The following is a 15,910-nucleotide window of genomic DNA, read 5'->3' as shown; positions in this document are numbered from 1 at the left end:
GTCCCGTGCCAACTGACCCCATCGAGGAGTTAGAAGAACGTATCGGCGAATCACGCGTCACGGTCGAGGGCTTCCGGATCGAACCCGGCAAGGTCGAGGAGTTCGCCCGATCGATCACGGATCCGCTCCCGGCGTTTCGGGACGCCGAAGCCGCTCGGGCGGCCGGTCTTGAGGACGTTCCTGCGCCCCTTACCTACGCTCGAGTCAGTCGCTTCCCGCGGTATCAGGCTCACGACCAGGGTGGCTACGGTTTCGACCTGGGCTTTCAGCCGGAGTATGTCCTCCACGGCGAACAGACCTACGAGTTCGAACGGCCACTGACGGTCGGCGACGTTCTGACGGGGACGACGACGCTTTCCGACGTCTACCAGCGCGACGGCGGTCGCGCCGGAACGATGACGTTCGCCATCTACGAGACGACCTACCGCGACCAGAACGACGAACTCGTTCTGACGGATCGCTCGACCGTGATCGAAACGGAAGGCGCAGTCGACAACGGCGACGACGACGCGCCAGCAAGCGATGACGACGATGGTGCAAGCGATGTCTCGGCTCCGGACGCCGAGTCCGTCGAGACCCTCCAGTCGCTCGCGGACGCATCGGTCGGTGACACCGGCCCGACGGTCGTCGTCGAGGATCTGGAACGGAAACATTTCGTCAAGTACGCGGGCGCGAGCGGGGACTTCAATCCGATCCACTACGACGAACCCTACGCCCGCGATGCGGGCAATCCGAGCGTCTTCGGCCAGGGGATGTTCACCGCCGGCGTCGCCTCCCGCGTCGCGACCGACTGGTTTGCCCTCGCCGATATCGACTCCTTTAGCGTTCGTTTCCAGTCGCAGGTCTTCCCGGGCGATACCATCGTCGCGACCGGCGAGATCACCGACATCTCGGACGCGGGAACCGTCGAGGTTACCCTCGAGGCCGCGACCGCCGCCGGCGAGACGCTCCTGACTGGCACGGCAACGGCGACGCTCGAGGAGTAATCGACGCTCGGCCGGTCATAACTCCAGTGGGCGAAAACCAACGGCGTGTCACGCCGCTGGAAACTATTATATAATTGGCTGTTGTTGTCGAGAGACGTACCATGTCCGAACCAGATCCCGAAGCGATCCGCGAACAGCTAATCGATGCCTTCGAGGGTGCGGACTACCCCGTTTCCAACCCGATGGAACTCCTGCCGGCGTTACCGAACGGCCCGGCAACGACGTTCGAATCGGGCGACTTCTCGATGTCGGTTATGGAACTCCAGAACGCTTCCGACGGCAGCGATACTGGAGATCGATTTCCATACGACGCGCCTGAAGAAATCGCCGACGACATCGTCGACGGACTGCAGGACGCTGGCGAACTGCCCAGCTGATATGGATTACTATCACTATTTACCGTCGACCGCCAGAACGGGGTCGGCGATCGGCGGTAATTGACTACAGGAAACCGTATGAGAGGGGCGGGCCGAAGAGACGAACACGATGTCGCGTCGCTGGTGGCATTTTTGGCCTCCGGTCACACCGAATAGATCACCGGCCAGGTTGTCGGTGTCACGTCGCTTTGGTATCTACGGTAACATTTAACAGTATATAGAATGACATACACGTTACGACACCACGTGATACGCGATGATGCTTACCGATGAACAACAGATGATCCGCGATTCGGTTCGGGAATTTATGGACGAGGAGATCGCACCGGACCTCCCCGAGGTAGACCGCGAGGCGCTCTCCAAGGAGGACGCGATCGACTATATGCAGAAAATGGCCGAGATCGATGTCGGCCCCTACGCCGAGGAGCGCTTCGACGATCCGCTGGCGAGCACGATCGTCAGCGAGGAGGTCTCACGGGTCTGGCCGAGCCTGCAGGTGACGATGGGGATGTCGCTGCCGGTGACGATGTTCGAGATTTTCTCGGAAGGCACGCGCGAGGCCTACGCCGAGGAGTTCGAAACCGACCGGCTCGTCGGCTGTTTCGCTATCACCGAACCCGAAGGCGGATCGGACACGAAGGTACCAAACACGACCGCCGTCAAAGACGGCGACGAATACGTCATCAACGGCGAGAAAACGTGGGTCTCGAACGCACCCATCGCCGATATCGCGCTCGTCGTCGCCTGGGACGACGAAGCCGACCAGCGGGACATGTTCCTCGTCGACCAGAAGACCGCCGGCTTCGATACCCGCAAACTCGAGAAGCTGGGCTGGACGGGGTCGCCGACGGGCCAACTGTTCTTCGACGACTGCCGCGTGCCCCAGGAGAACAAACTCTCGCGGGCGGTGATGGAAGCGATGAGCGACGGTCGGATGGATCCCAACGAGTCGTCGTTTGCCACCGGCGGCGGCGCCGGCGCCAATCCGTTGAACACGATGTTCGCTTCGATGCGAAACGGGATGGCCGCAATCTCGGTCGGTATCATGCAGGCCGCCTACGAGGCCGCACTGGAGTATGCGACCGACCGCGAGGTCTTCGACCAGCCGATCGGCCAACACCAACTCGTTCAGGAGAAACTCTACAACATTCGTGCCGGCCTCGAGACGGGGCGACTGCTGACCCGACACACGGCCCAGAAGATCGCTGCGGGCGACCCCGAGGCCCGGATGCTCTCCTCGCTCTCGAAGGGGTGGGTCTGCGAGACGGCCGTCGAGGTGACCGACGACGCTCTGCAGGTTTACGGGGGTAACGGGCTTTCGAAGGACTACCCCCTCGAGCGCTACTATCGCGACGCTCGGACGATGACGATTCCCGATGGGACGACCGAGATTCAGAAACTGGTCGTGGGCTACGAACTCACGGATCTGCAGGCCTACACGTGAACGCGATGCAGATGCCATTCGGCGTCGCTCCGACGAGTGTGGTCCGACCCATCGCCTACGGTCAGTGGTACCGGTGGCCGTGTGAACCACCCGCTAGATTTACGTCACACGAACGGCGTCGTCTGTGTATGACTCGAGCCAAGCAACTGCTGGCGATCACCAGGGGCTCGAGGAGGGACGTCGTCGGGTGGCACCTCCCGCCACGAGGGCGTCCGTTCGCGAGCGGGGGTAAGTGAGATGGCCGATGCGGAGTTCAGCGTTATCGACCAGAAGATCGGGCTGTTCGGCGGGACGCTGTTACTGGTCGGCAACGTGATCGCGATGACGGCGTTTCTGTTGCCGGCACATCTCATCGCCGACGACGGGCTCGGTCCCGAAGTCGCTATCGCAATGGTTCTCGTGGTGTTGCCGGTCACGTTCAGCATCCTCAGTACGCTGCAGGTCGGCGGTGCGATGCCGGCTGCCGGCGGGAGCTACGTCTACGGCTCGCGTCTCATCAGTCCGTTCTTTGGCTTCCTGTTGCCCTGGCTCGTCATCCCATCGATCTGGCTCGGCCAACTCTATCTCGCCTTCGGCTTCGCCGAATTTATGCGCTTTTTCCCGACGTTCGACTGGATTCCGATGTGGGCGCTGATGTACGCCGTGATGATTCCGTTCATCGTCTTGAACGTACTCGGTATCCGGATCGTCGCACAGGTACAGATGATCCTCGTCGCGATCATCATCGGCGGGATGGTGCTGTTTATCGTCCCCGGCTCGTTCTATATCGACGCCGCAAACTACACCGGAATGTTCGACGCTGGCGTTGGCCCCTTCTTCGTCGCGATCATCTCGCTGTCGATCGCGATGCACGGCTTCAACCTCGCGACCGACCTCGGTGAGGAACTCGAGAACCCGGTCGAGAACATTCCCCGGGTGCTTGGCTTGAGCGCGGTAATCTCGATCGGACTCATGGTCACGCTGGTCGTCGTCGCGATGGGCGTCGTCCCGACGGAGTTTTACGTCGAGAACCGGGACGCCGGCGTCGCGATGGCCGCCTTCGAGTTCCTGCCGTGGTGGGGTGCCTACCTCGTCGCGGCGGCGGCCGTCGTCGGGGCGTTTACCTCGATCAACACGCTCTATACGGCCTACTCGCGACAGTTGATGCGTGCCGCCCGTGACGAGGCGATTCCCCTCTACTTCGCGAAGCTCCATCCCGACTACGAGACGCCCTACCGTGCGATCTTGCTGCTTGCGATTCCCGCGTTGCTCATGGTGGTGCCGATGAGCCAGACGACGCCTGTCATCATGGCGGCGGTGCTGTCGATCACCTCGCTGATCGGTGCGATCATCAGTTCGGTCGCGCTGTGGAACCTGCCAAAACGGTTCGAACGTCGCTACGAGTACTCGATCTACAAACTACCGCGTCCAGTCTTGAAGTTCGTCGCCATCGCCAGCGCACTCGTCGCGACAGTCTTTCTGGCCGGCGTCTCGCTTGAGCTCGGCTGGGTACTCGCGATCATCTTCGGCTGGATGCTCCTCGCCTATCCCGCCTATCGGTACCGCGTCCGCTGGCTGGGAACGCACAAGGACGTCGACCTTCGGGAACGGATGCAATCGCTGCACGACTACGAGGAAGAACGCGCGGAATCCGGGTCGCGTGCCACCGACTCGAGGAGCGATGCCGACGGTTCCGGCGAGCTCGACGACGGCGAAACCGAGCCGTCGCCCGCGGAGGAGTAAGTTGACATGCTAGACTGGATTCCGACGAGTCGACGACCGCAACCCGACCTCGAGTCGGCCTCGCCCGCACTGTTGGGCCGGCGAGCGATCGCCGCGGTGATCGACCTGCTGATCTGTTATCTCGTCGTCGAGACGGCGATCCTGGCCGTGTTGATGGTCGTCTTTTTGGAGTTCTTCCTCGCGGAACCTGGCCAGGCGTTCCTGTTGAGTATCGTCGGGCTCGTCCCGGTCTATCTGCTCTATACGTTTCTGTTCGAGTGGAAACTCGCTCGGACGCCGGGGAAAAAACGGATGGATCTGCTCGTGGTCACCGACGACGGAACCGACCTCACCGTTCGGGGAGCAGCGATCCGCAACGGACTGCGTTACGTCGATTGGCTGCCGATCGGGTATCTGCTCGGTTGGGTGCTGGCGAGACGGTCGGGCGACGGCCGTCGACTGGGCGATCGACTCGCCGCGACCGTCGTTGTCCGCCCCGAGACCGATGCACCCTCGTTGTTCGACGCCGAGACGCCGTTTCGGTCGGACGACGACCGATCCGCGAGCCAACGCGACGGTTAGTAGTTCGCGTCGTCTTGGGCATCTTGGTAGCGCTGTTCGTACTCGTTGACGGCCCACTCGTAGGCGTCTTCCGGATCTTGCTCGTCGACTATCACGCGGTTTGTCAACTCGCCGGGGATGTCGAAGGTGCCGACTTGCAACGTTTCCGGCGTCGAGGGAAGCTCGGGACTGTCGAGTTCGGGAACGATTTCGTCCATGATGAACTGGTTCTTCTCGAGGAACGCGCCGTCTGCGACCTGGAAGATTTCGGCGTTCTGGTAGGCGTCGGTCTCGATGATTTCCTCGTATGGTGGAATAAATCGCATCGGCTCGATGAGACTGACTTCGACGTGTCGCTCGGGCCCGTACATGTAGCGTTTGAACTCCCCTGCGGTGTCGGGGTTGCTCGAGCCGTCGATGATCGGCGTCCCGTTGACGAGGACCCACCCGCGCGTAACCGGATCGGCGCCTTCCCGGGTCGGAATCAGTGCCTGATCGGTGTTGAGCGCGACTTCTTCGGCACCGGCGAAAAACGATGGGCCACAGAGCCAGGCGTTGTTCATGAAACATTGTCCGAACCGGCCGGCGATCCAGTACTCGATCGTCGATCCCCAGTCGACGCTCGAGGGGTCGGGCGAATACTGGGCCAACTCCTGCAGCGTATCGAGGATCGGCATGACGTGTTCCTCGTCGAACCAGAGTTCGATCTCGCCGCCGTTTTCCTGCCAGACGTCACCGCCGGAGTTGTACAACCAGTTCGCGAAGTCCGACGCGGACTTGCCCTGAGGAACCGCGGGCAGCCCGAAGCCACGCATCTCCTCGAATTCGTCTGACTCGTCGATGATGCGGGCGTTTTCGACCAGTTCCTCCCACGTCTCGGGTACCTCGAGATCCAGCGCCTCGTAGACGTCCGACCGATAGTTGAAACAGCCGCCGACGTAGACGCCGTGGGGGATCGAGTGAGTTTCGTCGTCGCGGTCGCCGGTCATCGGCTGTAAGGTGTACTTGTACAGCGCATCACCCCATTCTGCCTCGAGATCGTCGACAATATCGTCGACCTGTCGCGTCAGTCCCTGGTTGATCAGGTCGCCGAATTCGGAGGTCGTCGCGTGGTAGAACTCCGGCGGTTCGCCCGACTGCAGTAGCGTTGCCAGTCGCTGTTCGCCCGTCCCCTGAAAGCCGGCGTACTCCAGATTGATCTCGACCTCGGTCTGCTCTTCGAAACTCGGAATGAGATCTTCTTCCCAGTATGCCTCCCACTGATCACCCGAGAAATCGGTCAGAATGTGAAGTTCGCCGTCTTCGTCGTCGCCACCTCCCAAACACCCTGCGGCCATTCCGGCCGCCCCTGCACCGATACCACCGAGTACCGTCCGCCTATGTATGTCTCTTTCTGACATATACCACGTACAATGTTAACAACCATTATAAAGATACCGTCTACCTTGCCGGTTAATCGACGCGGAGTCCGCTGTCGGGATCGAACGTTTTCATGTAGTCGGGCTCGAGCTGGAGGCCGTACTGTGATTCGTTCCCTCTGAACTGTGGTGGCGTCACGACGGTAATCCGTCCAAGCGGCGTCTCGAACTGGCTGTGAGTCTGGTCGCCGAGCGTTTCGTCGAAGACGTGGTCGGCGGTAAGCCCGTCGTCCGGGTCCTCGACGACCGTGATGTCCTGTGGACGGATGCCGATACGGACGTTGCCCCCGTCGTACTGGTCGAGCGCCTGGTTCGCCCCGATTTCGTAGGTTGCATCGCCGATGTCGATGTCCAGCGAGCCGTTTCGCCGCGAGACCGACGCGTCGAAAAACTCCATGTTCGGTCGGCCGATAAACTCGCCGACGAACGCCGTTTCCGGTTCGTTATATACCTCGTTCGGAGTCCCGACCTGCTCGAGTTCGCCGTCGTTCATCACGGCGATCCGATCGCTCATCGTCATCGCCTCCTCCTGATCGTGGGTCACGTACATCGTCGGACAGCCGACCTTCTCGGTGACCTCTGCAAACAGCGGCCGCAGTTCGTGTTTGAGCTTCGCGTCTAAGTCGCTCATCGGTTCGTCGAACAGGAACATTGTCGGCTGGCGGACGATCGATCGGCCGAGCGCGACGCGTTGTTGTTGGCCGCCCGAGAGCTCGTTTGGGTACTTATCGAGTTGATCGGTAATCTGTAACATCTCCGCGGCTTCTCGGACGCGGTCGTTTCGTTTCTCTTTGCTCGCGCCCTCGAGTTTCAGCGGATACGCCATGTTTTCCCGGACCGACATGTGCGGGTAGAGTGCGATGTCCTGGAACAGTAAGGCGATCCCTCGCTGCTGGACCGGGTAGTCGGTCACGTCGTGATCGCCAAATTTGATCTGGCCGGAGGTGGAGCTCTCCAGGCCGGCGACACACCGCAGTGTCGTCGTCTTGCCACAGCCGGAGGGACCCACGAGGGTGATGAACTCCCCGTCTTCGATCGTCAGGGAGAAGTCGTCGACTGCCACGAGCTGTCCGAACTCTTTCGTCAGGTTTTCGATTGTAACGTCGACCATGATTCGTATTGTATTGTGTTGGTATGATATTAGTTAACTATTCTCCTTAGAGTGCTCGAATCTTGAACCCTTGCAGGAGATACGACTGGAGGAAGAACGCAAACAGAAGCGGCGGCAGCGACACCAGCAGGCTCACCGCCATAAACTCTGCCCAGCCGGTCTCCCACGAGGAGTGAAAGAGCCGGAAGATACCCGGTGGAAACGTCGTCGCCTCGTTGTCCGGCATGAGGATGTGTGCGAAGGTGAAGTCACCCCATGCGATGGCGAACGCGAACACCGAGTTCGCGATCATCGCGGGCTTGGTCTGGGGAACGATCACGTCCCGGAACCCGCGCCATCTCGAGGCGCCGGCGACCCAGGCGGACTCCTCCATCGATTCGGGGATGGTCTGGATGTACTTCCACATGAGCCAGACTGCGAAGGGCATCGAGACGGCACTCAGTGCGAGGATGAGCCCGACGTATCGGTTGAGCAGTCCGAGGGTATCCCAGATGAGATACAGCGGGATCGCGAGCACGATCGGGCTGAACATGTAGCCAAGGAGCAAGAATCGGGCCGTCTTGACCTTGTGTTTGTAGTCGAAGCGCGCGAGCCCGTAGCCGGCGATCAACGAGACGACGATGACGGTGATGACGACGCCTGCGGTGACGATGAAACTGTTCAGGAGGTACCGTCCGACGGTCGGATTGAAGATGATCTCGAACTGTTCGACGGTGAAGGTCTCCGCCGACGGGAGAAACGTGATCCCTTCCTGAATGCCGAGTCGGGTCTTGAACGCGTTCTGGGCCATCCAGTAGATGGGGAATCCGAGAATCGCCACAAGGACGGCTGCGCTGCCGTAGAGCCCGAGTTTGTAGGCGACGCTGCGGTAGGTGTGTGAGATGCGAAACGACCGGCCGAACGTGTCGGAATCGCGTTCGGTACTCATGTTTGGACCTCCTGGCTTGGGTTCGCGTACTTCAGGTAAAGAATACCGCTGACGAGCAAGAACAGGAACATCACGATCGCGACTGCGTTCCCGAGTCCGTAGGCGTTGGCGTCGAACGTCTCCGTGTAGGCGAGGATCGGCATCGTCGTCGTCGCGCTCCCGGGACCGCCCTGGGTGAGTTGCCAGATGATGTCGTACTTGTTGAACATGAACACGGCACGCAGGAAGATCACCACCAGGATCGCACCGAAGATCCGCGGGAGCGTAATGTCACGAAACATCTCCCAGGTCGTCGCACCGCTGACTTTCGCAGCCTCGTAGAAGCGGTCGGGGATCGACTGCAGCTGTGCGAGGGTAAACAGCGTCACGAACGCCGAGAACTTCCAGCTACTGATGAGGATGACTGCTCCCATCGAGAGGCTGGTGTTGCCAAGCAGGAACCCTTCCCAGATCCCCAGTCGCACGCCAGCGGCGTGTAACACGCCGTCGTACGGATCGAGCATGAACAGGAACATCATCGTCACGATGATCGTCGGGATGAGGTAGGACGTAAACACGAGCGTGCTCAGGAGCCGACTACCCCGCGTGAGCTTGTTGATTACCAGTGCCATCCAGACGCCGACGGCCAACTGGATGATCGTCGAGCCGACCATGAACACCCCACCGCGCCACATCGAGCCCCAGAACCGATCGAGCTGGAAGACCTCAACGTAGTTGCTGAGTCCGACGAACTCCCACTCAGGATTCAACAGCGGCACGTTGTGTAGTGAAGCGAGGATCGCGAACCCGATCGGGATGAGCGCGATAAGCGTGTACAACGCCAACACCGGTAAGATCGTCAACCACCCCCAGAAGTCGTCGGAGGTGATCTCGAATCGGCCGATCGAGAACCCGTCTTCGAAGAACCGACGGGACCGATCAACTGGCTCCGTGTCGATTGCCATGGGATGACAATACACGGCATATTTGTTAACAGTTTCGTTGCTGTCGGGTGATTACGAGGAAAACACGGCTGGTCGCTGTGGTCTCGGCTCTCGAGCGAGCGAGGGTAATCAGAACCGGCCGTTCGAAACGACTATCTCAGACGGACAGCAGGCGGTTTCATACGGTTTGCTGTCGGTCGTTACTGGCGCAATCGGGACGGTAGCGGTTTCGCCGGGAAAACGTTCCGACAGCGCGTCTCAATCGGCGTCGATCGTTCCCGTCGTGATCTCGGGATTGCGCAACAGCGGCACAGATACGAGTATCAGACAGCTCAAGACGAGGGCGGCACAGAGGACGTAGGTCAACTGATAACCAAACCAGAGATCGACAGCCGGAATCGCGACGAGCGGACCGAGGCTCAGGCCGATGTCACCCATCACGTTGTACACACTTCCCATGCGACCGAGTTCGTCTCCTGGTGTGACGTCGCCGAGAATCGCAAGCATTGCGGGCGCTGCCGCGCCTAGTCCCGCACCGATGAGGACGATGGCGACGAGCAACGCTTCGATCGTCGGGACGTACGCGATGATCAGGAATCCGAGACACATCGAGCAAAAGGCTGGCAGCGTCAGTATCGAGCGGTCCTGAAGACGATCCGAGAGCCAGCCGGTCAGCACCGTCGTCCCACCCATCGTCACCACACCCAGTCCCATGACGATGCCGCTGATACCCGCCGCACCGAGGACCGTCAGTTCCATCTCGTGGACCGACGCGTATCGCGCCAGCGTCGAGAGGATGATGCCGCCCCAGAGGAATCGAACGGTGAAGTTTCCGAAGCCGATCAACGCCACGGGTGGGCGGCTGCGGACGAGGGCGGGGATATCCCGAAGCCTCGCCGAACGCTCGTCTGCGCCGCTGTGTACGTCGGGCAGAACGATCGCGGCGATAGTGCCGGCGGCGAGCGCGAGCACGCCGGCGACCAGAAACGCAACCTCCATACTGGCGATGTCGGTCAACACGCCGCCGACGACCAACCCCGTCGGAAAACCAAGCGACTGGCCGCCGCGCATGTACCCGACCCACTGGCCGCGGTTGGCCGTCGTCGTCACGTACGTGATCGTCGCGAACGCACCCAGGAAGACGAACGCGCTCCCGATCCCCCAGACGAACCTCGAGAGGACGAAGACGAGGCCGGGAAGCGACACCTCACCCAGGATCGGGACCGTGCCGAGGATGTACGACGGTGTGTAGAGGCCGACGACGTAGCCGAAGGGGGCAAGCGCCTGCGTGTAGAGGCCGATGATCATCGGCACCCGGGTCCCGACGCGGTCGATGATAGTTCCCGCGGGCGTGTTCATAAACAGCCGCGAGATACGGTTCGCCGAGAGGATGAGACTCAACATCACCGCACTGATCACAAGCGTCTCGTCGAGCAAGGGCAGGGTCGGGAAGGCAACGCCGGTTGCGATACCGCCGAAGAAGACGCCCGCGATGATCGCGAGGGCGACGGTCCTGATCTCACGGCGGGAAAACGTCTCCTGGGCCGCGCTCGAGTCTTCCTCGCTCATACCTGTCCGAGTACGCCCGCGCTCGAGGAGCTGTCGGTTCGACTCGAGAGACGACGAGCCAGTACTGACTGGTCGGTGACCGGTAGTCGATCGCTCCGTCGGTGCCGTCGCCCGGTGGGAACGGAGACGATGGCGATCACGGTTCGCTGTCGACTACCGTCTGCATGATTCGCCCGCGGGTGGGCGCACGGTCGGAACCCGTAGCGAAACGTGGATCACGTCTCGGCCGGCGGTCGGGGTGGTGCCGGCACACAGCGTGGTCGCCAGCACTGGCCGCGTCGAGGGGCAAGCGACCGGTCGGCGACACGAGGTCGGAGGTCATATCGCCCGGTTTGGCTGATATCTTCAAAAGTGTATGGAAACCCGTCGCGGATGGGGGGAATTACAGTCATACTGCCGGACGGAACGAGTCGACGATCGGTCGCGCTCCTGCGGCCGTCCCAAGGGCGACGGCCGTGAATTCGAAACCTCATTTTCACTGACTGCCGTCCGACAGCCGTAGCCGAGTACCCGGTTGGCAGTCGCCTGTCGTGGATTGGCGTCCCACAGGTCGTGACGGGCACGAGAGCCGCAGCTTCTTTGTATCGGTTGGTCCTACCGCGAGTCATGCCAACCGATGAAACGATCGTCGTCACACCGTACGTCCTCGAGGGGGGCGGCCCGCCGCTCGTCGAGGCGATCGAGCAGCGCCGACCCGACCTTGAGATCGAGCACGTCACCGACGAGGAGCGATTCCTCGAGCTCGTCGACGAGGTTGATATCGCTGTGACCCATCGACTGCCGCCCGAGGCGCTCGAGGCCGCCGAGGGACTCCGCTGGGTCCAGGCACTCAGTGCCGGTACGGACGCGTACGATCACGAGGCGTTGGCCGACCGTGACGTGATGCTGACGTCTGCATCGGGCGTTCACGCCAAACCGATCGGCCAGCACGTCCTCACCGGGCTGCTGTATTTCGAACGCCGGTTCAACCGCGCTCGCAGCCAGCAACGTGACCGCGAGTGGGATCGGTACTTCGCCGGCGAACTCGGCGATCGAACCGTCGGCATCGTCGGCACCGGAGCGATCGGCTCGCAGGTTGCCGACTACTGTCAGTCGTTTGGTTCGCGGATTATCGGGACCAAGCGAGATCCAACCGACGCCCCCGAGAGTCTCGACGCCGTCTACAGCCCCGACGAGCTCGAGGTTGTCCTCGGCGATAGCGACTACCTCGTCCTCGCCTGTCCGCTCACCGAGGAAACCCGCGGCCTCATCGACGCCGAAGCGCTCGCGACGCTCCCCGACGACGCCGTCCTGGTCAACATCGCACGGGGCGAGATCGTCGACCAGTCCGCACTCGTGACCGCACTCGAGGACGACGGGCTTCGCGGCGCTGCGCTGGACGTCTTCGAGGAGGAGCCCCTTCCCGACGAATCACCGCTGTGGGACCGTGACGACGTCTTGCTCACCCCACACGTTGCCGGCGTGACGCCCCACTACTGGGAGCGCTGTGCCGACATCTTTCTTCGCAACTACGACCGATTCCGTTCCGGCGACGACCTCGAGAATCGAGTCGTCTGATCGTCCTCGGTGTCGTCGGTCGAGGCTCACGTCGATCGATAGTATCGCGCCCCATCTCGGCGCTCGAAGCCGACACGGCCGCGGCGCTCGAGGGTCCCGAGCGCGCCCAGCGTATCGAGCATCCCTGCGGGATGGCGACTCTCGCCGATCCGATATTTGGTCAGTTCGATCGGCGTCGCGGGTCCGGCTGCCTCGACGGCCTCGAGCGTCTCCGCGAGCAACTCCTCGAGGTCGCTTCGAGTCTCCCGAACGACGGCGTCGGCGTCGGTGAACACCGGACCGTGGCCGGGATACACCCGATCGATCGCCCGATCGTCGAGCCGATCCATCGACGTCAGGAAATCGTCGACGGCTTCGTAGGCGCCGTCGTCGAGCCCCACGTTGAGCGCTGCGGCCCTGAACGGCTCGATGAGGACGTCGCCACTGAACAGCACGCGCTCGTCGTCGATCGTCGTCTCGAGGCTCGCGTGGTGGATCTGGTGCCCCGGCGTGTGGATGACTTCGAACTCCCGGCCCGCGACCGCGAGCGGCTCCTCGAAGGAAAACGCCTCGACGTAGTCGGGCGCGAGCAGTCGTCGGTTGCGCTCTAGAGAGTCCCGTGCCCGATCGACCTGCTTGTCGATCGCCTCGCCGTGAAGCCCGGCCGATCGACCGACCGCTCGAACGCCAGCCGCCAGATCGTCGACGTCGCGCTCGAGTTGCTCGATCACCGGGTGGGCCGCGTAAACGGGAACGCCAGCCTCTCGGAAGAGCGGTACCTGCCCGATGTGGTCGCTGTGGGGGTGGGTGACGACGACCGCCTCGAGGTCACCCGGCTCGTAGCCGCGAGCGGCAAGCTCGTCGCCCATCGTCGTTGCGGCGTTGTCGGTCGGATCGCCGGCGTCGATCAGGATCGGGTTCGGCGCCTCGATCAGGTAGGCGGCGGCGTGTTTCGGCGGCCACTCGATCTCGAAGTGGAGCCTCGAGACGTGTTGCTGGACCGCCCTCGAGCCATCGCTGGCACGCGTCATCAGATCAGTTCGCGGGCGATCGTTCGCTTCTGGATCTCGTCGGTCCCCTCGAAGATGCGGAAGACGCGTGCCGAGCGGTAGTTGCGCTCGATCGGCATGTCTTTCATGAAGCCGGCACCGCCGTGGACCTGCATCGCGATATCGGCGGCGTCGTTGGCGAGTTTCGCCCCGCGGAGTTTCGCCATCGACTCTTCTTTGCGGGCGCGTTCGCCGTTGTCCATCTTCCAGGCGGCGTAGCGATAGAGCTGTCGAACCTGTTCGATATCGGTTGCGAGCTCCGCGAGTTGGAAGGAGATTCCCTGTCGGTGGCCGATCGGCGTGTCGAACGTTTCTCGATTGCGGGCGTATTCGACGGACATGTCCAGCAGGAACTGGGCGGTACCGACCGAACCGGCGGCGATGTTGATCCGACCGCCGCCGATCCAGTCCATCGCCGACTGGAAGCCGCGGTCGACTTCACCGAGCACCTGATCTTCCGGCACGCGACAGTCGTCGAAGTGCAGTTCGGCGTGGGTTCCCGGCGTCATCCCCATCGCTCGGTGGATCGTCCCGATTTCGAAGCCGGGGTTGTCCGCGTCGACGAGGAAACAGGTAATGCCGCTGAGGTCGCCATCTTCGCCGCTGGTTCTGGCAAAGACCATCGCGAAATCGGCGTACGGACCGTTCGTAATGTACACCTTTTGCCCGTTGATGACCCACTCGTCGCCATCTTTCTCGGCGCGTGAATCCATGTGATGAGCGTCACTACCGTGGCCCGGCTCGGTCAGTGCGAAACAGGTCGTGATCTCACCGTCCATCAGCGGGTCTAGATACTCCTCGCGTTGGTCTTCGTCACACGCGAGCAGGATCGGCGTCGGACCGCCCGCCCCGCCGAAGATCGCGCTGTGGAACCCCGGTGGCCGATTCGACATGTGTTCGCCGACGATCGCTCGCGTGAGGATATCGACATCGCCGCCACCGACCTCTTCGGGCATCGTCATCCCGTAGAAGCCCGCTTCGACGGATTTCTTGCGGATGGTCTCGACGATTTCACGGTATTCGGGCACCTGTCGGTGGTTCTCGTCGACGATGTGTTTCTCGTAGTCGGCTCCGAGAAACTGCTCGTGTTCGCTCTCGAGTGGTGCGACTTCCTGTTCGATGAAATCATCGAGTGCTTTTTTGATTTGCACAGCTTCGGACGGTTCGCTAAAGTCCATAACCTACATGACAGAACTGCCCACTTAAATATTGGTGTGGCGTACAGTGTCGCCGAATCGTCTCCCCAGCAGTACCCGACTCGTTGGCGACCCCACTGCGTTCAATCGAGCGGAACAACTTTATCGATGTTAGCCGAATACCGTTATATGGAAACACAACGCACGTCGGGGGACCGCAGAATCGAAGCAGTGGTAAAAACACTCGATGTCCTCGAAGCGCTCTGGCGGGCCGAGGGCGCCGGTGTGACGGCGGTGACCGAACGAACCGGGCTGGCAAAGAGCACCGTCCACGCACATCTGCGCACGCTTCGGTCGAAAGGTTACGTCGTTCAGGAGGGCGACGAGTACCGATTGAGTCTCCGATTCCTCTCGTTCGGTGAATATGTCAAACACGCAGAACCGCTGTACGAGGCCGCTGCAACGCCCAGCGCCGATCTCTCCGATCGGACCGGCGAACGCGTTCTCTGTTCGACAGAACAGCACGGCCTCGGCACGATCATCCAGGCCCGCGACGGTAATCGATCGGTCACGTCCGACATCGACGTCGGCACGCCGACGTATTTGCACTGTTCGGCCGGCGGAAAGGTGATGCTGGCGCATTTCGACGACGAGAAGGTCGAACGGATCGTCGACGACTGGGGACTGCCCGCCTTCACCGAGGAGACCATCACCGACCGCGAAACGCTGTTCGAGGAACTCGAGTCCATCCGCGACGCGGGAATCGCCTACAATCGAAGCGAGTACGTTCCAGGGATCAGCGCTATCGGTGCCCCGATCATGGACAACGACGAAACCGTCTACGGTGCGATTGCCGTTTCCGGGCCCCAACACCGCCTCGAGAACGAGTGGGATGTCGACGAACTTCGGAATCAACTGTTATCGGCGGCGAATACGATCGAAGTGAATTTGATGTTCTCGTAGCGTTCCGCTGTGTTGAACAGCTACCATCCCCGATTTCTGCCGGCTATTTATGAATGTATGTCTGTAAAATATGGTCGGTTCAAATGCTACTATCGATTTACCCGAGTGTCGTGGTATCACGTACACGGCATAAACACCACCGAAAATAAACATGAAGACATATTATTTCTCTATACTATAATTCCATATATAATACAATTTAACTGGT

General features: G+C 61.3%; 14 protein-coding genes. 7 read left to right on the top strand and 7 right to left on the bottom strand.

The genetic code is table 11. The features are described 5' to 3' along the window. Window positions 1–5: 5 nt before the first annotated feature. The 5 genes from D8Y22_RS13085 (at window position 6) to D8Y22_RS13065 (ending at window position 5,090) form a co-directional block, all read left to right on the top strand. Complete coding sequence (locus D8Y22_RS13085; protein WP_246084433.1) at window positions 6–986, top strand: FAS1-like dehydratase domain-containing protein; 981 nt, start codon at window positions 6–8, stop codon at window positions 984–986. 101 nt (window positions 987–1,087) lie between these two features. Next, window positions 1,088–1,363 (top strand): MTH865 family protein, encoded by a 276-nt coding sequence (locus D8Y22_RS13080; protein WP_141465149.1) that lies wholly within the window; start codon window positions 1,088–1,090, stop codon window positions 1,361–1,363. A 256-nt stretch (window positions 1,364–1,619) separates the two neighbouring features. Then, window positions 1,620–2,807, top strand: coding sequence for an acyl-CoA dehydrogenase family protein (locus D8Y22_RS13075; protein WP_141465148.1), 1,188 nt, complete (start codon window positions 1,620–1,622; stop codon window positions 2,805–2,807). A 237-nt stretch (window positions 2,808–3,044) separates the two neighbouring features. Further along, complete coding sequence (locus D8Y22_RS13070) at window positions 3,045–4,529, top strand: APC family permease (RefSeq protein WP_141465147.1); 1,485 nt, start codon at window positions 3,045–3,047, stop codon at window positions 4,527–4,529. A gap of 6 nt (window positions 4,530–4,535) precedes the next feature. Next, entirely contained in the window at window positions 4,536–5,090 is a 555-nt protein-coding gene (locus D8Y22_RS13065) for an RDD family protein (protein WP_141465146.1), read from the top strand. On the opposite strand, the gene D8Y22_RS13060 is transcribed toward D8Y22_RS13065, so the two are convergent. From D8Y22_RS13060 to D8Y22_RS13040, 5 genes are all read right to left on the bottom strand, one after another. Beyond that, the gene (locus tag D8Y22_RS13060; RefSeq protein WP_246084432.1) at window positions 5,087–6,469 is read right to left on the bottom strand and encodes an ABC transporter substrate-binding protein; all 1,383 of its coding nucleotides are present in this window, start codon (window positions 6,467–6,469) and stop codon (window positions 5,087–5,089) included. The two genes, D8Y22_RS13065 and D8Y22_RS13060, sit on opposite strands and share 4 nt — an antisense overlap. 52 nt (window positions 6,470–6,521) lie before the next feature. After that, window positions 6,522–7,598: an ABC transporter ATP-binding protein gene (locus tag D8Y22_RS13055; RefSeq protein ID WP_141465145.1), complete on the bottom strand. Its 1,077-nt coding sequence runs from the start codon at window positions 7,596–7,598 to the stop codon at window positions 6,522–6,524. Window positions 7,599–7,644: 46 nt separating this feature from the next. Further along, window positions 7,645–8,526 (bottom strand): carbohydrate ABC transporter permease, encoded by an 882-nt coding sequence (locus D8Y22_RS13050; protein WP_141465144.1) that lies wholly within the window; start codon window positions 8,524–8,526, stop codon window positions 7,645–7,647. Then, window positions 8,523–9,470, bottom strand: coding sequence for a carbohydrate ABC transporter permease (locus D8Y22_RS13045; protein ID WP_141465143.1), 948 nt, complete (start codon window positions 9,468–9,470; stop codon window positions 8,523–8,525). The genes D8Y22_RS13050 and D8Y22_RS13045 overlap by 4 nt, the downstream gene beginning before the upstream one ends. A 237-nt stretch (window positions 9,471–9,707) precedes the next feature. Beyond that, complete coding sequence (locus D8Y22_RS13040) at window positions 9,708–11,018, bottom strand: MFS transporter (RefSeq protein WP_141465142.1); 1,311 nt, start codon at window positions 11,016–11,018, stop codon at window positions 9,708–9,710. A gap of 606 nt (window positions 11,019–11,624) precedes the next feature. On the opposite strand from D8Y22_RS13040, the gene D8Y22_RS13035 reads away from it, so the two are divergent. Beyond that, window positions 11,625–12,575, top strand: coding sequence for a D-2-hydroxyacid dehydrogenase (locus tag D8Y22_RS13035; protein WP_141465141.1), 951 nt, complete (start codon window positions 11,625–11,627; stop codon window positions 12,573–12,575). Window positions 12,576–12,601: 26 nt separating this feature from the next. Here D8Y22_RS13035 and D8Y22_RS13030 read toward each other — a convergent pair whose 3' ends face one another. Continuing rightward, window positions 12,602–13,585 carry an MBL fold metallo-hydrolase gene (locus D8Y22_RS13030; protein WP_141465140.1) on the bottom strand — a complete coding sequence of 328 codons (984 nt, stop codon included), beginning with the start codon at window positions 13,583–13,585 and terminating at the stop codon, window positions 12,602–12,604. Next, window positions 13,585–14,781, bottom strand: coding sequence for an acyl-CoA dehydrogenase family protein (locus tag D8Y22_RS13025; RefSeq protein ID WP_141465139.1), 1,197 nt, complete (start codon window positions 14,779–14,781; stop codon window positions 13,585–13,587). Before D8Y22_RS13025 ends, D8Y22_RS13030 begins: the two co-directional genes overlap by 1 nt. 147 nt (window positions 14,782–14,928) lie before the next feature. Here D8Y22_RS13025 and D8Y22_RS13020 point away from each other — a divergent pair, with 147 nt between their 5' ends. After that, entirely contained in the window at window positions 14,929–15,702 is a 774-nt protein-coding gene (locus D8Y22_RS13020) for an IclR family transcriptional regulator (protein WP_141465138.1), read from the top strand. Window positions 15,703–15,910: the final 208 nt, after the last annotated feature.

Source organism: Salinadaptatus halalkaliphilus (genome assembly GCF_006543045.1).
GTDB lineage: Archaea > Halobacteriota > Halobacteria > Halobacteriales > Natrialbaceae > Salinadaptatus > Salinadaptatus halalkaliphilus.
This window is presented reverse-complemented; position numbering and strand designations above follow the sequence as displayed.